We start from the raw sequence: 19,796 nt of genomic DNA, 5'->3' as shown, positions 1-19,796 counted from the left end.
CTATTTTATTTTTTGTTTTATTTTAGTTAATTGTTCTTGTTGCAGCTTCGACAGTGAGTGAGAAGCGAGAGATTCATAGGTTTTCATGAGTCGATTCTCTTGGCGTCGTTGTTGCCTGTCGTTAAGCTCTTCTTTCGCTTTTAACCACTTATCAAATTGGCTTTGCAATTTGGCGATAAGCTTTTCTATTTCTAGTGCTTGATTGGCTTTGTCATGCTGGTATTGCCATGTTGACAATCTGCGGCCTCTTTCTGCTTCAAGTGGTTCATAACTTTTGTGGTTAATACCGACATGTTGCAAAACCGCATGGTTGAAAGTTTGCTTCAAGAGTCTTGTCGCGCCCTTTTTTTGCAGCTCTTTCAAAACACGCTCTCCAACCACCTTACCAATGATCAGGTGGACATGATCACCAGCGCCCTTTAGACCTTCTTGGTTTTGCTGGTGTAATACAGCGCGGATCTGCTGTCGATATTGTGCGAACTCAGCTTTTGTCAGCTTGCAGTATTTAGCTAGCTTGATGCAGCAGTCGCTCGTAATAGCTCGCCATTGCTCAACAGAAGGTCTGTAGCCCTTCGGCAGAGTCAAACAGTATTCCATGGCGTAGCTAGAGAGCGGCCGCCCGCCCTTGCGTTTGAGTTGTTGTCCAAGCCTAAATTTTTCGCCAGCTAGAGCAATTTGGTGGGATGTTTCGGCACAACCGAACAGTGAGATAAGTGCGTCACTATGCTTGTGATTAGCGTGTTGTTCGCTCAGTAGATAACGCTCGCGTATCATCACACCATCACTTTGGAGTTTCACAGGCTGGCTGATAAGAGTAAAATTTTTAATCATTCGATTTGTTTTTTAGAAGACTAGAAATTATTTTCACCACTTGCAAATAACCGAGCAAAAACATCAAATGTTTTTTGCGGTTCCAGATAGGACAACCCACTGCGTTCTCATGTTGTCCACTGGTGAGAGGGAGACCCTCTCAACTCCCCTTGCTATGCTGTAGCGGTTCACTTTTGCAGTTCGTAAAAAAAGTTTTTATCCTTGAAATAAACGTTATGGATAAACCTATACCATCTAAAAAACTGTTTAGTTATGCCTACGATCTTGAAGAGTTTGAAGGTACATCAGTAGCTGATCTAGTTATTGAAAAAGCGCGCCTTGCAGGGTTCATTACTGATAAGGATTGCGAAGAAGATCGACAAAACCTTGCGTGGATAATGCGTGTTACTAAACTTGCTGATCATGCATATAATCTAGATGCAGTCGCAGATGGAGAGTCAATCGAAGTTAAAATCGCTAACTTGAACCTGCTTACACAGCAGCGAGATGAAAAGATAGTAGAAATACTGCACCTACTAGCAAAGCGTGTCTCAGATGCTGCTCCGCCATATAGGCTTTGATTACTAGACTTGATAGCACCTTTTCATAAGGTGCTTTTTTGTGATATGTCGCTGTTACCTTTGGGATAGTGGGGTACAATCAGCATAATTTTTCTTTCAATGTGCTGATTACTCATGTCTCAAAACACGACTAACAACTTCTCTTCAACAGCAGCGTTTTTATGGTCGGTGGCTGACCTCCTACGTGGTGACTTCAAACAATCTCAATACGGTCGCATTATTCTGCCGTTCACACTACTAAGACGCCTAGAGTGTGTACTAGAAGCAACCAAACCAGAAGTTATTGCTAAGTTTGAAGCAGTAAAAGCCATGCCAATAGATGCGCAAGAAAAGCTACTTACGCACACCGCAAAGCTGAGCTTCTACAACACCTCAAAGATGGATTTAAACCGCCTTGGTGAAACAGGCGTGGCAAGCAATCTAGAGAGTTACATTCAGTCATTCAGCCCTAACGCTCGTGAAATCTTTGAACACTTCGACTTCTTTAACACCATCGACAAGCTTGAAGAAGCAGATCTACTCTATAAGGTTGCAAAGCAGTTCGCTAAAACAGACCTACACCCAAACACCATCAGCAACTACGGTATGGGTTTAGTGTTTGAAGAGCTAATCAGACGATTTGCTGAAAGCTCGAATGAAACAGCAGGTGAACACTTTACCCCAAGAGATATTGTTCGCCTGACTACATCACTAGTCTTTAGCGATGATGATGAAGTGCTAACCCAATCAGGCTTAGTGCGCTCTATCTATGATCCAACAGCGGGCACAGGTGGCTTCCTATCTTCTGGTATGGAGTACGTGCATGAGCTAAACGAAAAGGCATCACTGTCGGCATTTGGTCAAGAGCTTAACCCTGAGTCTTACGCTATCTGTAAAGCGGATATGCTTATCAAAGGGCAAAAAGTCGATAACATCAAACTCGGTAACACCCTATCAAACGACCAACTGCGTACCGAGAAGTTTGACTACATGCTGTCTAACCCGCCATTCGGTGTAGATTGGAAGAAGATTCAAAAGCACATCAACGATGAACACACAGATAAAGGCTTTGGGGGACGCTTTGGTGCGGGTCTACCTCGTGTTTCTGATGGTTCACTGTTGTTTTTGATGCACCTTGTTAGCAAAATGCGTCCACAGCATGAGGGTGGTTCTCGTATTGGTATCATCCTTAACGGCTCGCCACTGTTTACAGGTGGTGCGGGTAGCGGTGAGAGTGAAATTCGTCGCTATATCTTAGAGAACGACCTACTTGAAGCGATTGTCGCTCTACCTACTGATATGTTCTACAACACGGGTATTGCTACCTATGTATGGATACTCTCTTCGAATAAAGGGGCAAGCCATAACGGAGCACGCAAAGGCAAGGTTCAGCTAATCAACGCATCAAAAGAACGCGCTAAAGTTGGTGGTCGAGGTCGCAGCGGTGGTGCAGAAGTTGAGGGAGATGATGAGCACGTATTTTACTCAGCAATGCGTAAGTCACTTGGCAGCAAGCGTAAAGAGCTAACCGAAGAGAGTATCGAGACTATCGTAAGAACCTACGGTCAATTTTCTGAGAGCGGCTTTAGTAAGCTGTTTGACTACAAAGAGTTTGGCTACCGCAGAATCACGGTTGAGCGTCCACTACAACTGGCTATTTATCCAAAAGATGAAGCTCGTCTAGAAGCCCTGCAAGCTGATAAAGCATGGGCGAAGCTAGATGAAGCACTACAACAAGCAGTTCTTGATGCGCTAGCCTCTTTTGATGAAGAGAAGCTACTGTCTCGTGACATTTTCAATAACACCCTAAAAGCTAAACTAGCACCAGCGAAATTAAGCGCAGCACAGCTAAAACTTATCGTGAAACACCTTGGTGAGCACGATGATGCAGCGGAAGTGTGTAAGACTAAAGGCAAGTTAGAAGCTAACCCAGACCTACGTGATAACGAGAACGTGCCGCTTACAGAAACGGTTGAGGATTACTTTGCGCGTGAAGTATTGCCACACGTTCCAGACGCTTGGATTGACGAAAGCAAGACCGATGAGAAAGATGGTGAAGTAGGTATTGTCGGCTATGAGATTCCATTTAACCGCCACTTCTATGTGTATGAACCACCAAGAGCATTAGAAGCGATTGATGCAGATTTGGATGCGGTATCGGCTGATATTATGCAGTTTCTTCAAGAGGTGCATTCGTAATGGCGGGTCGTTATAAAGCTTATACTGAGTATAAAGAATCGAATTATGAGTGGTTAGGTGAAGTTCCTAGGCACTGGGATGTTGCTTATAGTAAGTGGCTGTTTAGTGAAAGGAATAACAAGGCTAATCAATCTGATGAGATGCTTACGGCATCTCAAAAGTATGGTGTAATTCCTCAAAAATTATTTATGAAGCTTGAGCAACAAAAGGTTGTTCAGGTTCAGAAAGGTCACGACATCCTCAAGCAAGTGAAGAAAAATGATTTTGTCATCAGTATGCGTAGCTTTCAGGGAGGAATTGAGTTTTGTGAATATGATGGCGCAGTCAGTTCAGCATATGTCCCACTAGAACCCAAAGAAGAGCTTAGCCTTAGTTACTTTAAATACTTGTTTAAAAGCAAACCATACATTCAAGCTTTACAGGCTACAACGAACCTTGTTCGGGATGGGCAGGCTCTCAGGTATAACAATTTTCTACAGGTAAAAATACCTGTACCTGAGTACAGTGAAGCTAAAAAAATAGGCTCATTCCTCGATCACGAAACAGCCAAGATCGACACCTTAATCACCAAGCAAGAAAAGCTGATTGAACTGTTAAAAGAAAAACGCCAAGCGGTGATTTCTCACGCTGTAACAAAAGGGCTTAACCCTGACGCACCAATGAAAGATTCTGGTGTGGAATGGTTGGGTGAAGTTCCTGAGCATTGGGTTGTTTGTTGCCTCAAACATATCAAAGGTGAAGACAAAGGCTCTTTTGTCGATGGCCCATTTGGTAGCAACTTAAAATCTGAGCACTTTGTCGATAATGGTGATGTATATGTAATCGAGAGTAACTTTGCTACAACTGGATTGTTAGATACAACAAAGTTAAAAACGATCTCTACAGAGCATTTTGAAACCATAAGCAGAAGTGAGACAACTGAAGGGGCGATTATTATAGCCAAGATAGGTGCTAGGTATGGTATGAACTCGGTAATGCCAACTCTCGATAAAAAAGCTGTAGTATCTGGGAACTCCTTAAGCCTAAAAGTCAATGAGCAAGCAATGGATGTTCAATATTGTCACCATCTGCTAACACACCTGAAGCAAGAGGGTGCGATGGATGATGGTGTGAACGTAACGGCGCAGCCAGCATTGTCTTTAGGTCAACTTAATAACCTCCCATTCTTACGACCATCAAAAGATGAACAACAAGCAATTGTTGATTTTGTCCAAAAACAAGAAAAATCTCTCTCGTCTCTAATATTAAATGCTGAGAGGATGATCGAATTATCTAGAGAAAGGAAAACAGCCCTAATCTCAGCAGCAGTAACAGGCAAGGTTGATGTGCGTGACTTCACCTTGAAAAACGGGGAGGCAAACTAATGTCAGATGCAGCGCAGGAAAAGGTATTTCAAAACGACATCCTTGACCAAATGCAGTCTCACGGTTGGCTGGTGGGTGAGTCAAACAAATACAACAAAGAGTTGGCACTTTACCCTGAAGATGTCATTACCTTTGCTAAGCAGTCACAACCTGAACAATGGGATAAGCTAGCCAAGCACTACCCAGAGACAGACCGTAACCCAACCGCTACAGCAGACGCACTACTAAAGTCACTAGAGCGAGAACTGAAAAGCAAAGGCACGCTATGGGTTCTGCGTAACCAAGTGAAAGATCGCGGCGCGAAGTTTAGTCTTTGTAGCTTTAAGCCAGACCATGATTTAAACCCTGATGCTACTGCTCGCTATGAGCAAAATATCTTGCGTGTTGTACCTGAGCTGGTGTACTCACCGCATACAACCCCAGAATTTAAGGGTGATAAGGTTGCGAAAAGATACAGAATTGATTTAACGCTATTCGTTAATGGTATTCCTGTCGCTACCTGTGAGTTGAAATCTGAATTTAAGCAGTCGATTGATAATGCCAAAGTTCAGTACATGAAAGACAGGCAGCCAAAAGATCCAGTAACCAATAAGCCAGAGCCACTATTAACCTTTAAGCGTGGTGCATTGGTTCACTTTGCGGTTAGCCAGTACAATGTAGCAATGACCACTCGCCTAAATGGTAAAAGTACATTCTTCCTACCGTTTGACCAAGGTACAGCCGATGGTGGTGCGGGCAATGAACAACCCGCTAACGAAAGCGAATACGCTACCGCTTACCTTTGGAATGAGATCTTCCAGAAAGACAATCTATTACTGATTCTTGGTCGCTACATTCACCTCGAAGTGAAAGAAGAAGAGCAACTAGACGGCTCAATCAAGACCAAAGAAACCATGATTTTCCCTCGTTATCACCAGTGGGCGGTAGTATCAAAGCTACTGTACACAGTCGATATGGAGGGAACGGGTAATAAGTATCTGATTCAACACAGTGCTGGCTCTGGTAAATCTAACTCAATTGCATGGTTATCCCACCAACTGGCATCGAAACACTACTACACCGATCATCCAGAGCTAAGTAAGCAAACGGGTGATAAGGTGTTTGATTCGGTTATTGTTATCACTGACCGAACGGTACTGGATAGCCAACTGCAAGACACTATTTATCAGTTCGACCATAACGAGGGCATGATTGCTCGTGTGAATCGAGAGGAAGCCCAAGGCAGTAAGTCTAGCCAATTAGCAGGAGAGCTAAAGGCAAGCACTTCGATCATCATTGTGACCATTCAAACGTTCCCTCATGTGCTTGAAGCCATCCGTAAAGACTCAACTCTTGCGGGTCGTAGTTATGCGGTGATTGCCGATGAAGCACACTCAAGCCAAACAGGTACTACAGCTCGTAAGCTTCGTGAAGTGCTTATGGCTGAACAGCTAGAGGGCGATGAAGAGCTTGATAGTGAAGATATGCTGCGTTTGTCTCTTGAAGCTCGTAAAGGCTCAAACAAGATCAGCTACTTTGCGTTCACAGCAACACCAAAAGGTAAAACACTAGAGCTATTTGGTCGCCCTGAAGATTCAGACGCACCACTAAGTGATGACAACAAGCCTTTACCTTTCCACGTCTACTCGATGCGCCAAGCGATTGAAGAGGGTTTCATTCTAGATGTTCTGCAAAACTACACCAGTTATCGAGTTGCCTACCAATTAGCACACGACAACCCAGCGTCAGACCAAGAGGTAGACAGCAAGAAAGCCGCAACCAAGATGGCGAAGTGGGTTCGTTTGCATCCGCACAATATCGCTCAGAAAGTAGAAACCATCATCGAGCACTTCAATAGCAAGATTAAGCACTTGTTAGGTGGTGAAGCAAAAGCGATGGTTGTTACCAGTAGCCGTTTAGAAGCGGTGCGCTACAAGCTTGCCTTTGAAAAGTATGTCGAGAGCAAAGGCTATGAGAACGTGAATGCGATGGTGGCGTTCTCAGGTGAGGTGAATGACCCAGACTTACCCGAAGAGCAGTTCACTGAAAAGACCATGAACCCTAGTCTCAATGGTCGAGATATGCGTAAAGCGTTTGATACTGCTGATTATCAAGTGATGCTGGTGGCGAACAAGTTCCAGACGGGTTTTGACCAACCTAAGCTGGTGGCAATGTATGTCGATAAACCACTAAAAGGTGTTGAGTGTATTCAGACGCTTTCGCGACTAAACCGCACTTATAAGGGCAAAGATAAGACGTTTGTTCTCGACTTTGTGAATGACCCAGAAGAGATTCTGGCTGAGTTTAAGGTCTACTTCCAAACGGCTGAACTAGCTGGTGTATCAGACCCAAACATTGTCTATGACCTAATGAACAAGCTTGCGGAAACGGGCATCTACCAATGGTACGAGGTTGAGTCTTTCGTTGAAGCCTACAATAGCAAGCAAGCGAACCAAGCAAAACTCGCTAACCTTTGTAAACCAGCCGTAGACCGTTTCACTATTCGCTATAAAGAAGCCACACTGGTTCTTCAATCGGCTCAGGCTGAACTGTCTAAAGCGAAAATTGAGAAGAACGATAAGGCGATTAAGTATTGTGAGAACAGCGTAAAGAATGCCAAAGAAGCACGAGACATTCTTGAGGTGTTTAAGAAAGACTTAATCTCGTTCTACCGCTACTACGAGTTCACTTCACAGATCGTAGACTTCGATGACTTTGAGCTAGAGAAGCTAAGTGTATTCGCTAAGCACCTACACCCACTACTTCGCCTAGATGTTGTTGAGGATGATGTAGACCTATCAGATGTTGTAATGACGCACTACCGCCTACATGAACAGCGTGAAGCAGATTTGCAGCTAGGCTACAAAGTGGGTGAAGAGCAGAAGCATTACCTAGCTCCAACTAAAGAGGGTTCAGGCGCTACACCGAAAGACCCGAAAACCGAGCTACTAAATGAGATCATCGAACGCATGAATGACCTGTTTATCGAAGATGGGCTATCAGAAAACGATATGCTCAACTACGCAAACACCATTGCAGGTAAAATCTCAGAAAATGAAGTTGTAATGGATCAGCTCCGCAGCAACACCAAAGAACAAGCTATGCTGGGTGAATTCCCTAATTCAATCAACAATGCCGTTATTGAAAGTATGGACGTTCATAACGATATGGCAATGAAGCTACTGTCGAACGAAGCTGTAGCGAAAGGTTTTGCAGGGCTGATGTTTGACGTATTGATGAAGGGGTTGGGTAAGTCTTAGGCTTAGTTTTTGGAGGAAGCCAGTGAGAGGCACTGGCTTCTCTTTTGTCAGGACATTCCGTTCTTTCAGTTGATTAAATAAACGTAAAGAACGGAATAAACGGTTATAGGATCTAAGCGCTGGTGATTAGGTAGTAAAATTTTTTACGCCCAGTTTTGCCTCCCATTTTAAAATCAATGAGCTTACCTGAGAGCTTATCAATGATTTCAATACACTTATCACGACCGTAATCGGTATGCTTGACTAGATGATCCCTTAGTTCGGTTTTGTCTGATTCAGTGGTACTAAGTTGCGTTGTAATGAGTGAAACAGCATCTTGATACTGGTTCATAAACCTAGAGAAATTGCTTTCTTCGTCACGCAAAATCTTCTCTTGAGAGTAAGTATCAGAGTCGACGTTGTAGACAGAATCAACCATATCAACGTAAGACATACTCTCAGACTTCTCATACGCGTATGTGAGTTCGAGCGCATTATTACCGCGAAGTTTTTGGTTTGTCAGTTTGATGTATTTCGTTTGTCGTCCTGATTGATCCATTTTTTCATCTTCAATGTCCATCATATAGATGCAATCGACATCCTCCATGAGATCTGACGTTCCAGAGTAGACCAAGCTATTATTCAGATCGCGATTTTTGTTGGTATGACCTAAGCCGATAAATGTACCGCCTTTGAGAATGAATTCGCTTACTTTGATACCAAACATACGCATGTTCTTCTTGTCCATGGTGTCGGCAAACTTTTTCAGTGTGTCGACAATGATAACAACGTTATTTGCAGCATTCTCGGCCGTTAATCCATCCAAAATTCTAAGCAGTGAATGCGATTTGAAGCCGTTGTAGCCGGGAACAAGCGTGTGGACACCAATACTAGCTAAGATTTCAGTTTTCTCAATAACACCATTCTGAGAATCATCCGCATTGACGTAGAAGGCTGATAGGCCATTAAGACGCCCTGCACAGTAGGCTTCTTTAAGTTGATTGATGATTAGTAAGGTTTTACCTGCGTTCGGTGGAGCGAAGAGGGTGTTTGATTGCCCTTTAAGGACGAACCTATCCAAAATAAAAGAGCTTTCAGAAGCTTCTTGTTTGATTTTTTCTAGGTCTTCGTTGATAGAAAAAGCAGTAAGCATTTTCATTGTATTTGTGAGGGTGTTTTTCATTTTAGTTATATATCTAGGTTCAATATTTAAGTTATGGGAAGGCTCTGTATGAGAGCGTTTCTGTGAGGTAAGTAGCTGTATTTTCTTAATCTCAAATTAAGGCGAGTAAAGTGACTCGCCATACAGTTCTAATAAGTAAGGACTAGCAAACGCGGTGTGGGAAATCTTTGAAGCCGTTTTCCATAACAAATACCTTGTCTTCACCATTGATCACCCAGCGCAAGCCAGCGTCAGCCCAGTCGCCGTTCGATTGTTGATATTCAACAGAAATAATGAAAGACAGGTAGTTACCATTGCGGTCTGTGTAAGCGCGCTCTAATGGGTATTTAGTGCGGATATTTCCGTGGGTGCTGTATGTGTACATAGTTTTTCCTTTTTTTAGGTAATAGTGATCCCTCCCCGATTAGTGGGGATGAGATAAAAGAAGATTTAAATTAAGAGTTAAGCGGCTAAACGACTGGGTAGTGTCGGGTAGAAGCGTAAATAGATGTTGTTTAGGATGTTCAAATCGCGATGACCAGAAACTTTCGAAATCGCAGGGAGACTCCAGTTTGCTTCATACAGACGACATAGCGCTTCTGCCCTAAGGTCGTGAAAGTGCAGGTCTTCAATCTCTAGCTTTGTCATTGTTCGTTGCCAAGCGGCACTTACTGAATCTGCTTTATAGGGAAAAATAGGATCACTATCTTTACCGCGAGGTTGTCGTTCAATAATTTCAATCGCTTTAGGCGACAGTTCAAAAGTTGAATGTATTTTTTTATCTTTGTTAGGTGTTTTACGATTGCTGATTGTTAGGGTGCGATTTTCAGTATTCCAATTTCCCCAACAGATTTTCTCACTACAAATCTCTCCACGTCGTGCTGCTGTTTCTAGTGCAAACTCAAAAACATCTAGCATATGTATTTTATGGCGAGAGTTGAGGCTCTGCTTTTTAAGTTCTAGTGCAATTGAATTCAGCTCATCTTCCGTAGGGCGGCGAGTTCTTTCCTCACTGCGAGAGATATAGCCTTTACGTCTTGCTGTCGCCATAGCATCAGCATAACCACCGAGTTCAACTTCTAGCCGCAGCATTGTTTTGCAGTTTTGTAGGGTTGAGCGCAGCACTGACAGGTTATGTGCTACGGTTTGAGACTTGTTTCCCCATGTTACGTGCATATCTTTCGCTAAATTGAACCAGTGATAGGCTTCTAGTTGGTTGGCTGGCGCAATACCAAAGGGAGTAAGGGCAATTCGTTTCAGTAATGATGCACTCTCAGCTTTCAAATCAATGAAAAGTGGGCTACTGATGCACGCATTGATAACATCCGACATAGATAGATGTTTTTGCGTTCCGTAGAAGAAACTGAAATCACCATTCTTAAACATGGTGTCTAGCTTTTTTTGGAAAGCTTGCGCCTTTGATTTGCTTGAAAAGGTTCGTGCCTTTTGGCTAACAAGAGAGTCAGCGTGAAGAGTTCGCGCTCGTACTTTGTGTTTAGTGCAGTGTTTGTTTTTCGGGTTCGATTTCTCAATAAAAGTAGATGGCATTGTCCATCTCCAAGTTAATGCCGTTTAACGGCGTTGGAGTGAATTTAAACTATCAGCAACCGCAAGTAAAGGGGGTCTTACTGATAAAATTTATGAAAATCAACAACTTGCAAGTAGTTTTTACTTGCAATAAAGCTTGGGTTTTAAGTGATTCAAGCACTTATGTTCGGGTCTTAACGATAAATTAAGTATTTAAATTCTTTAAATAACAGAATTAATTTGTGAGTTGAGTCAGAATAAACCTGCCATGTGGCAGGCTTAAGGAGAGAGTTTATCGGCTGTGAAGGTCACCAACCCCTAATCGTAGGTAGATATTATTGAGGACATTGATGTCCCTGTGCCCCGTGATTTTAGATATTTCTACAATGTTCAACCCTCGTTCAAACAGTTGGCATGCGCCTTCAGCACGGAGATCGTGATAGTGCAAGTCAATGATGCCTTGCTCTTTGCACATCCGTTGCCATGCCGCGCCTACTGAGGTTGCTTGATAGGGGAAAATACACTCTTCGGTTTTAGCTTGTCGTCTAATGATTTCTAGTGCTTCAGGAAACAGAGGAATCGTGCAGTGGTTACCTTTTTTCCTTCGGGGATCTTTTCGATCACGAATAGTCAATGTGCCGTCTTTGAGGTTCAAATCGTCCCAAGTGACACGAGTGATCTCTCCAAGCCTCATGCAGGTTAGAATCGATATGTGGAAGATATCAACGAGTGGAATATGTGATGCTCGATGGCTCTGGCGTTTGTGTAATCCTTCTTCAGCGAGCAATAACTCCTGTTTGGTTGGGCGGCGATCTCGTTGATTACTACGGCCAATCAATCCGTACTGCACTAGAGTAGGGATTGCTTCATTATGCGCATGAATATTGGCTTTGTACCCAAACATAGGCCCAGCGACGTTGATGACACTGCGTAGATAGGTGATGTCTTGATACACGGTTTGGGGGAGTGGTGCTGTTGGTTCTTGCAACCTCTCTCGGCAATGTTTGACTAAGTGGTTGGCACAAAGTTGATCAGCTTGGACTAACGCAATATCGTAGCTACGTAAACGCCTTAACACTGCGCTTTTGGAACGGCCAAGATCTTTGGAAGTAACGTAGTCATTTAAGTAGAGGGTGATGAGATCGCCAATTAAGATGCTTCTCTTTGGGGCATCAAGAGTAGGAATACCCTGCTCATCTAGCTCTTTAACGATTTCTTTTGCCCATTTGGTGGCATCAGTTTTTTTGCTAAATGTTTTTGACTTTTCAAACACTCGTTTGTTGTGACGTGTTGCTCTAACACGCGCTTTATACTTGATCCCAGAATTGCGTTTAATTTTTTCGATGTGAATTGTAGCCATAAGAACCTCTTATCTGTTGATGAAGAGGTGCTCTATCTTTATGTCTCTTGTGATCATTGAAGCACCAGCGACTGATCGCTATAATCCGCTCCTTGAATACTCGTTTGGGGGACAGTTAATGTCCCTCATTTGTCCCCCGATCTGTCCCCTAGTGTCAAAATAGGCTGAAATCGGATGAAATATATAGCAATGCCCCTATGTGGTATTAACTGTAACTCACTAAATTGTAAGGGTTTTTGAAATATGTTCGCACCATCTCGATTCTCGGTAGCACCCATGCTCGATTGGACTGACCGCCACTGTCGTTACTTTCACCGTTTGCTTTCTCAGCAGACTCTTCTGTACACGGAAATGGTAACAACGGGCGCGATCTTACATGGTAAGGGCGACTTTCTAGAATATAACGAGCAAGAACATCCTCTTGCACTTCAACTCGGTGGTTCAAACCCGGTTGATCTGGCGGCTTGTGCCAAGCTTGCTGGTGAACGCGGTTATGATGAAGTGAATCTTAACGTAGGTTGCCCTTCAGACCGAGTTCAGAATGGTCGATTTGGTGCATGCTTGATGGCTGAGCCCGAGTTGGTGGCAGATTGTGTTTCAGCGATGAAAGAAGTCACTGATATTCCAATTACCGTGAAAACGCGTATCGGTATCGATGACCAAGACTCTTATGAGTTTCTAACTAAGTTTGTTTCGACGGTTTCTGAAAAAGGTGGCTGTGAGCAATTTACTATTCACGCGCGTAAAGCGTGGTTGAGTGGCCTTAGCCCGAAAGAGAACCGTGAGATCCCACCGCTAGATTACGATCGTGCATACCAAATCAAGAAAGATTTCTCTGATCTGGTGATTGCCGTGAATGGTGGCATTACGACTCTTGAGCAAACTAAGGAGCACTTGCAACACCTTGATGGTGTGATGATTGGTCGTGAGGCTTACCATAGCCCATTTATTTTGGCTGAAGTTGATCAACAGATCTTTGGTTTAGACACACCAATTAAGAAGCGCTCACAGGTTGTCGAAGAGATGTACCCGTACATCGAGCGTGAACTTTCAAATGGCGCAAGTTTAGGCCACATCTCTCGTCACATGCTTGGTTTGTTTCAAAGCATGCCTGGTGCAAGACAATGGCGTCGCTACATCAGTGAAAACGCACATAAGAAAGGTGCAGGTATTGAAGTGATGCAAACAGCATTGGCTAAGATCCCTAAAGAGCTAAATGTTTAAGCTCCCTCTAAGTTAAAAACTTAAGGTTAAATTCGCCACTAGAGGCTAAATTTACCACTGTAAGTTTCTGAAAAGCCACGCATGAAGATGTGTGGCTTTTTATTTATCTGATAAATAAGGGTTTTATTGGTTTGGCACACTTGGTATGGAAGCTGCAATGTTAGAAAGTAGGAAAGATAGGTCATTAACTCATTAGGGAGACCATTATGTTTGAATTAATATTTGTTCTTATTTTCGTTGCGACTCTACTTGTCACTGGTATTACGTTTATGACGGTATTGGCTGCAACCGGAGTGGCGTTATTAGTCATGTTGGTCTTAGGTATGATGGGCGTCGTGTTTAAGTTACTGCCTTGGTTGATCGTGATTGCAATCGGTGTGTGGTTTTTCAAAAATTTTGTACACAGTTCTAACCAGAGACGTTACTAAGGTCATCGTGCCGTCAAATCTTTACTCGTCAGCGGTTTATCGTTTTGGAATTTAAGATGTGTGGTAGAATTTTCCCCAATAATCTATGAATGTGCATACAATTAGCACAACGATATGGAATTGGAGCTATCTCAAATGAATAAAATGCCATTAATTGCTTTAGTGGGAATGCTATCTTTAAGCTCGGCAGTGTCTGCTGAAGAAGAGTTTTCTTACACGGCTAAAGTCGGTGCCGATATGTGGTGGGGAAGTACAAAGCTAAACGAAGTTAGACAAGATGATGACTCTAACTCACCTTCGTTGTATTTCGCATTTGAGCATAATGCCCCGATGCTACCAAACGCTAGCTTTCGCTATACTTCTGTTGATGCAGATTCATTGGCTTTCGATAAGTACGATTACACCTTCTATTACACGTTGTTAGATCACAAGCTGATGAACTTCGATGCGGGTGTGACGTTTACTCAATACTCAAACTCGAATTACATTGAACCAAAAGCAACAGGTGCGAGAACATCGACGTTTGATGAGTTCACGTGGAGCTTCTACGGTAACGCAGAGATCAATGTGCCGGACACCAACTTCGATATCATTGGTACGATGGAGTTCGGTGATAGCAGTGGTATTAAGAGCACTGACTTGATGGCGGGTGTTCAGTACCGAATCCCTGTATCAGAATCTGAAATTGCCCTGCGTGGTGGTTACCGTGTTATCGATTTAGATTCGGATGAGTTCTTTAGCTCAGAACTAGGTAAGAGCTTTGTTATGGTCGATGGCTGGTTTGCTGGTGCTGAAGTGCGCTTCTAGGCCATATAAAGCAAATTTAGAGCGAATTTTAAGAACGCCACTTTATTAAGTGGCGTTTTTTATATCTATTGGTTACTTGAGTATATATCTTTCTGGAATTAGTTAGCACATTCATCACTTTCGACCATCCTTAATACAGAGAGCCAATTTGCGTCTATTCTTATAAGGTCTATGTAGTGAGGTCAAAGCAAGGGATGGAATATGACACTCAATGAATTACGAAATTTATATAGAGAAAACCTGTTAGTTGAAGCTATCATAGAGCCCTCAATTCAAGAAGGGTCTTGGGTTGTGGAGTTTCGCCATATGGGAGGTGGCTTTGTTCTGCTTACTGATGTTCATGGTGAAGAGTGCCATTACGCGGATTTAGACCTAGCATCTAAATCGGCAATGGCGGTTGGCTTTCAGCAAGTGCGTATTGAAAACCAGTAAGTCAATTTGCGTTTCAATCGGTTTTTACTTCCAAAAAGTTATAAAACATACTTTTCTATTCTTTCTTGTTATTAAAAGGAGTGGTTAATCTATCGTCACGCAATGATTAGGGATGTCGTGACCATGTCTTTAAATAAGAAAGAGTCTTCACAAAATAATAATGCACAGTCTGGGGCTAATGAGTTACCTGGGCTAGCAGCACCACTTAATGACCAACAATTGGGTCATCTTCAGCAAACTGTTTCTGAACTGTCTTCACAGCAACTGGCATGGGTCAGTGGTTACCTTTGGGGAGTGAGCCAAGCTCAGCCTGTCGGTGCTGCTGCGCCAATCGCTCAAGCGGCCGCTGCAGTAGCGGCTAAGCCAGCGGGTAAGCTCAGCATTATCTTCGCTTCTCAAACCGGTAATGCTAAAGGCGTCGCTGAATCGCTAGAGGCAGAAGCAAAAGCCTTAGGTATCGCCGTCGAGCTTTTCGATGCGAGTGATTATAAAGGTAAGAACCTAGCCAAAGAGACACACGTCATTTTCGTCGCTTCAACCAATGGTGAGGGCGAAGCCCCTGATAACGCGATTGAGTTGCATGAATTCCTTCAATCGAAGAAAGCGCCAAAATTATCAAACCTACAATACGGTGTGATTGGTTTAGGTGACTCAAGCTATGAGTTCTTCTGCCAAACGGCTAAAGACTTCGATAACTTCCTCGCTAAGCTTGGTGCGAAATCGTTTGTAGATCGCCTTGATTGTGATGTTGATTACGAAGAGTCAGCAACGGAATGGCGCGCTAAAGCGTTATCACAAGTTCAAGAAACGCTATCGACAGGTGCCGAGGCTGATATCGTTCAGTTACCAGTAGGCCAAGCAGCTGCCGGTCATTCGCAATACACCAAACAAAATCCATATACAGCGACACTATTAACCAGTCAAAAGATCACCGGTCGTGACTCGGGTAAAGATGTTCGTCATATCGAGATTGATCTTGATGAGTCGGGCATTACCTACCAACCCGGCGATGCGCTAGGCGTATGGTATGAAAACAGTTCAGAACTCGCAAATCAGATTCTTTCTAAGGTTGGGTTATCGGGTATCGAAAGTGTCGATGTCGATGGTGAGAATCTATCTATCCATAGTGCGCTAGTGAGTAAATTTGAGATTACCACTTCAAACCCTCAACTTGTGACTAAGTTTGCTGAGTTATCGGGCAGCAAGAAGTTAATCAAGCTGGTGGAAGATAAAGACAAGCTTCGTGAATACGCGGGTAATACTCAAGTTGTCGATGTTTTAGCTGAGAAGAAAACTAAGCTATCGGCTGATGAGTTAATTGGCCTGTTACGTAAGCTGACACCGCGTCTCTATTCTATTGCATCAAGCCAAGCAGAAGTAGATGAAGAAGTTCACTTGACGGTTGGTTTGGTTGAATACCAAAAAGGCGAAGAGTCTCGTTTAGGCGGAGCTTCTAGCTTCTTAGCTCAACGCCTTGAAGAGGGTGGTGAAGTGAAGGTGTTTGTTGAGAACAACAATAACTTCAAATTACCACAAGACGACAATACACCAATCATCATGGTCGGCCCGGGTACCGGTATCGCACCGTTCCGCAGTTTTGTTCAAGAGCGTGAAAACAATGATGCTGAAGGAAAAAGCTGGTTGTTCTTTGGTGACCGTACCTTTACTCAAGATTTCTTATACCAAGTTGAATGGCAAAAGTACCTCAAGTCTGGCGCGCTAACTAAGCTCGATGTTGCCTTTAGCCGTGACCAAAAAGAAAAGGTTTATGTTCAGGACCGTTTAATCGAACAAGCAGAGCAGGTGTGGCAATGGCTGCAAGAGGGCGCGTACCTCTATGTCTGTGGCGATGCGACTCGAATGGCTAAAGATGTTCATGAAGCGTTAGTTTCGATAGCGGAAAAGCATGGCAACCAGAGCCGCGAGCAAGCTGAACAATATATTAATGATTTACGTAAAGCGAAACGTTACCAAAGGGATGTGTACTAATGAGCAAGCAAGTAATAGAGCAAGAAGTGCTAGGTCAAGTACTTGGACCTTTGGCTGACAATGAGCGTCTTAAGCGTGAAAGTAATAACCTACGCGGTACGATTGAACAAGATCTCCAAGACCGCATAACAGGTGGCTTTACTGCTGATAACTTTCAGTTGATTCGTTTCCACGGTATGTATCAACAAGACGACCGTGATATTCGTAACGAACGTACCAAACAAAAGCTCGAACCGTTACATAACGTCATGCTTCGTGCTCGTATGCCTGGTGGCATCATTACCCCTAAGCAGTGGTTGGCGATTGATAAGTTCGCAGACGAAAGTACCTCTTACGGTTCAATTCGTCTAACAACTCGTCAAACGTTTCAGTTCCACGGTGTCTTGAAGCCGAACATTAAGTTGATGCACCAAACGCTAAATAGCATTGGCATTGATTCAATTGCGACAGCGGGTGATGTAAACCGAAATGTTCTATGTACGACAAACCCGGTTGAATCTGAACTTCATCAAGAAGCTTACGAGTGGGCGAAAAAGATCAGTGAACATCTATTACCGAAGACTCGTGCTTATGCAGAAATCTGGTTAGATGGTGAAAAACTAGAAACAACGGATGAAGAACCTATCCTTGGTAGCAACTACCTACCGCGTAAGTTCAAGACGACGGTTGTCATTCCTCCGCAAAATGATGTGGACGTCCATGCTAACGATCTTAACTTTGTTGCTATTGCTGAAGACGGAAAGCTGGTGGGCTTTAATGTGTTAGTCGGTGGCGGTCTTGCTATGACACATGGTGATACCTCTACTTATGCACGTAAAGCTGACGACTTTGGTTTTGTGTCATTAGATAAAACGTTAGATGTAGCAGCGGCGGTGGTAACGACTCAGCGTGACTGGGGTAACCGTTCAAACCGTAAGAATGCAAAAACCAAATACACACTAGACCGTGTTGGTATTGATGTATTCAAAGCAGAAGTAGAAAAGCGTGCAGGCGTAGAATTTTCTGAAAGCCGTCCTTATGAGTTTACTGGCCGTGGTGATCGCATTGGTTGGGCGGAAGGCATTGATGGTAAGCACCACTTGGCGTTATTCATCGAGAATGGTCGTTTACTTGATTTTCCGGGTAAAGCTCTGAAAACAGGTGTTGCTGAAATAGCGAAGATCCACAAAGGTGACTTCCGCATGACTGCAAACCAAAACCTAATTGTTGCAGGTGTACCTAAGAGCCAAAAGGCAAAAATTGAAAAGCTGGCACGTCAATACGGTCTGATGGATGATGCCGTTTCCGAGCAGCGTAAAAACTCAATGGCTTGTGTGGCATTCCCAACATGTCCTTTAGCAATGGCTGAAGCTGAGCGTTTTCTTCCTGAGTTTGTAACGGATGTTGAAGACATTCTGAAGAAACATGGATTACCAGAAGAAGATAACATCATCCTTCGAATCACAGGTTGTCCAAACGGTTGTGGTCGTGCAATGTTGGCTGAACTTGGTTTAGTGGGTAAGGCTCCGGGGCGTTACAACATGCACCTAGGTGGCAACAAGGCCGGAACTCGTATCCCTAAGATGTATAAAGAGAACATCACTTCAGCTCAGATCTTAGAAGAGATTGATTCGCTGGTGGGACGTTGGGCTACGGAACGTAACGACAATGAAGGGTTCGGTGATTTTACAATCCGAGCTGGCATCATCGAAGAGGTGATAATTTCAAAGAGGGATCTGCATGCATAATTCTGTCGCTTCAAAACTGAAGTTAGCAGAGCTACTCGCATTGACTAAGACGGAGCAAATACTTCGTCTTGGACAAATCAACGCAGAGTTAGAGCAGCTAACCGCATTAGAAAGAGTTAAGTGGGCTTTAGATAATTTAGAAGGGACACATGTTGTGTCTTCTAGTTTCGGAATCCAAGCAGCATTGATGTTGCACCTAGTGACCCAAGCAAAACCAGATATTCCGGTTATTTTGACTGACACAGGGTATCTATTTCCGGAGACCTATCGCTTTATTGATGAGTTAAGTCAGAAGTTGACTCTAAACCTTCAAGTCTTTCGCGCCCAACAGAGCCCTAATTGGCAAGAAGCGCAATATGGAAAACTTTGGGATCAAGGTATAGAAGGGATAGAGAAGTACAACAAGCTTAATAAAGTTGAACCGATGAGAAGAGCGTTGGATGAGCTCGAGGCTGGGACATGGTTTTCCGGTTTAAGAAGAGAGCAATCTCAATCGCGTGCAAATTTGCCAATCTTATCTATCCAAAATGGTGTGTTTAAATTTTTGCCGGTAATCGATTGGACGAATAAAGATGTTCACTATTACCTAGAAGAGCATGGTCTCGGTTATCACCCGCTTCGAGAGCAGGGTTACCTTTCTGTTGGAGATACACATACAACTAAGAAGTGGGAACCGGGTATGACTGAAGAGGAAACTCGTTTTAATGGGTTGAAACGCGAATGTGGTCTCCATGAAGATGATGGAGAGCAATATGGTTCTGGGATTTAGACTCGTTGCCATTTAAAAAGCTGCCATGAGGCAGCTTTTTTGTTTTCTAGGATGAAAATCAGAGCAATTGTGGATAAGTCTGTGGTTATTTTGTAAGTACTCTGTAGTTAAACTTGCACAAATAAGGCTTTGAGTGTTTATTCGCCATGTAATCGTTATTTTTGCATCTTTCTTTAATAAACACTTGCCAATGTGATGAACATCTCTATAATGCCGCCTC

Annotated in this window: 17 protein-coding genes; 11 read left to right on the top strand and 6 right to left on the bottom strand. The window is 43.4% G+C overall.

The window, feature by feature from the left end:
* Positions 1 to 831 carry a hypothetical protein gene (locus AB4583_RS03870; protein ID WP_372116500.1) on the bottom strand — a complete coding sequence of 277 codons (831 nt, stop codon included), beginning with the start codon at positions 829 to 831 and terminating at the stop codon, positions 1 to 3.
* 173 nt (positions 832 to 1,004) lie between these two features.
* On the opposite strand from AB4583_RS03870, the gene AB4583_RS03865 reads away from it, so the two are divergent.
* From AB4583_RS03865 to AB4583_RS03850, 4 genes are all read left to right on the top strand, one after another.
* Positions 1,005 to 1,391: a hypothetical protein gene (locus AB4583_RS03865; RefSeq protein WP_372116498.1), complete on the top strand. Its 387-nt coding sequence runs from the start codon at positions 1,005 to 1,007 to the stop codon at positions 1,389 to 1,391.
* 114 nt (positions 1,392 to 1,505) lie between these two features.
* On the top strand, positions 1,506 to 3,569 hold the full coding sequence (locus AB4583_RS03860; RefSeq protein WP_372116496.1) for an N-6 DNA methylase: 2,064 nt from the start codon (positions 1,506 to 1,508) through the stop codon (positions 3,567 to 3,569).
* Positions 3,569 to 4,933, top strand: a complete 1,365-nt coding sequence (locus AB4583_RS03855) for a restriction endonuclease subunit S (RefSeq protein WP_372116494.1) — start codon at positions 3,569 to 3,571, stop codon at positions 4,931 to 4,933. Before AB4583_RS03860 ends, AB4583_RS03855 begins: the two co-directional genes overlap by 1 nt.
* Positions 4,933 to 8,172 (top strand): type I restriction endonuclease subunit R, encoded by a 3,240-nt coding sequence (locus AB4583_RS03850; protein ID WP_372116493.1) that lies wholly within the window; start codon positions 4,933 to 4,935, stop codon positions 8,170 to 8,172. Before AB4583_RS03855 ends, AB4583_RS03850 begins: the two co-directional genes overlap by 1 nt.
* A gap of 112 nt (positions 8,173 to 8,284) precedes the next feature.
* On the opposite strand, the gene AB4583_RS03845 is transcribed toward AB4583_RS03850, so the two are convergent.
* The 4 genes from AB4583_RS03845 to AB4583_RS03830 form a co-directional block, all read right to left on the bottom strand.
* On the bottom strand, positions 8,285 to 9,304 hold the full coding sequence (locus tag AB4583_RS03845; protein ID WP_240698173.1) for an AAA family ATPase: 1,020 nt from the start codon (positions 9,302 to 9,304) through the stop codon (positions 8,285 to 8,287).
* 172 nt (positions 9,305 to 9,476) lie between these two features.
* The gene (locus tag AB4583_RS03840; RefSeq protein WP_136977473.1) at positions 9,477 to 9,698 is read right to left on the bottom strand and encodes a hypothetical protein; all 222 of its coding nucleotides are present in this window, start codon (positions 9,696 to 9,698) and stop codon (positions 9,477 to 9,479) included.
* Positions 9,699 to 9,775: 77 nt separating this feature from the next.
* Positions 9,776 to 10,861 carry a site-specific integrase gene (locus tag AB4583_RS03835; RefSeq protein WP_136977472.1) on the bottom strand — a complete coding sequence of 362 codons (1,086 nt, stop codon included), beginning with the start codon at positions 10,859 to 10,861 and terminating at the stop codon, positions 9,776 to 9,778.
* A 271-nt stretch (positions 10,862 to 11,132) separates the two neighbouring features.
* Positions 11,133 to 12,200, bottom strand: coding sequence for a site-specific integrase (locus AB4583_RS03830; protein WP_136977471.1), 1,068 nt, complete (start codon positions 12,198 to 12,200; stop codon positions 11,133 to 11,135).
* A gap of 243 nt (positions 12,201 to 12,443) precedes the next feature.
* Between AB4583_RS03830 and dusA the strand changes: the two genes are divergently transcribed.
* From dusA to AB4583_RS03795, 7 genes are all read left to right on the top strand, one after another.
* Complete coding sequence (dusA, locus tag AB4583_RS03825; RefSeq protein ID WP_136977470.1) at positions 12,444 to 13,424, top strand: tRNA dihydrouridine(20/20a) synthase DusA; 981 nt, start codon at positions 12,444 to 12,446, stop codon at positions 13,422 to 13,424.
* 206 nt (positions 13,425 to 13,630) lie between these two features.
* On the top strand, positions 13,631 to 13,852 hold the full coding sequence (gene pspG / locus AB4583_RS03820) for an envelope stress response protein PspG (RefSeq protein ID WP_017059950.1): 222 nt from the start codon (positions 13,631 to 13,633) through the stop codon (positions 13,850 to 13,852).
* 135 nt (positions 13,853 to 13,987) lie between these two features.
* Positions 13,988 to 14,659: a TIGR04219 family outer membrane beta-barrel protein gene (locus AB4583_RS03815; RefSeq protein ID WP_017069029.1), complete on the top strand. Its 672-nt coding sequence runs from the start codon at positions 13,988 to 13,990 to the stop codon at positions 14,657 to 14,659.
* 201 nt (positions 14,660 to 14,860) lie between these two features.
* Positions 14,861 to 15,091 carry a hypothetical protein gene (locus AB4583_RS03810; protein ID WP_004735813.1) on the top strand — a complete coding sequence of 77 codons (231 nt, stop codon included), beginning with the start codon at positions 14,861 to 14,863 and terminating at the stop codon, positions 15,089 to 15,091.
* Positions 15,092 to 15,214: 123 nt separating this feature from the next.
* Positions 15,215 to 17,080 carry an assimilatory sulfite reductase (NADPH) flavoprotein subunit gene (locus AB4583_RS03805; protein ID WP_017059952.1) on the top strand — a complete coding sequence of 622 codons (1,866 nt, stop codon included), beginning with the start codon at positions 15,215 to 15,217 and terminating at the stop codon, positions 17,078 to 17,080.
* Complete coding sequence (cysI, locus tag AB4583_RS03800; RefSeq protein WP_372116489.1) at positions 17,080 to 18,807, top strand: assimilatory sulfite reductase (NADPH) hemoprotein subunit; 1,728 nt, start codon at positions 17,080 to 17,082, stop codon at positions 18,805 to 18,807. The genes AB4583_RS03805 and cysI overlap by 1 nt, the downstream gene beginning before the upstream one ends.
* Positions 18,800 to 19,576, top strand: coding sequence for a phosphoadenylyl-sulfate reductase (locus tag AB4583_RS03795; RefSeq protein ID WP_017059954.1), 777 nt, complete (start codon positions 18,800 to 18,802; stop codon positions 19,574 to 19,576). The genes cysI and AB4583_RS03795 overlap by 8 nt, the downstream gene beginning before the upstream one ends.
* Positions 19,577 to 19,588: 12 nt before the next feature.
* Here AB4583_RS03795 and AB4583_RS03790 read toward each other — a convergent pair.
* The coding region (locus tag AB4583_RS03790; RefSeq protein ID WP_206361182.1) for a hypothetical protein at positions 19,589 to 19,796 on the bottom strand (208 nt) is incomplete at its 5' end.

It is taken from the genome of Vibrio sp. 10N.222.49.C12 (assembly GCF_041475025.1).
Taxonomy (GTDB): Bacteria; Pseudomonadota; Gammaproteobacteria; order Enterobacterales; family Vibrionaceae; genus Vibrio; species Vibrio crassostreae_C.
Note: the sequence above shows the minus strand (reverse complement) of the source record. Positions and strands in the feature narration are given on the sequence as shown.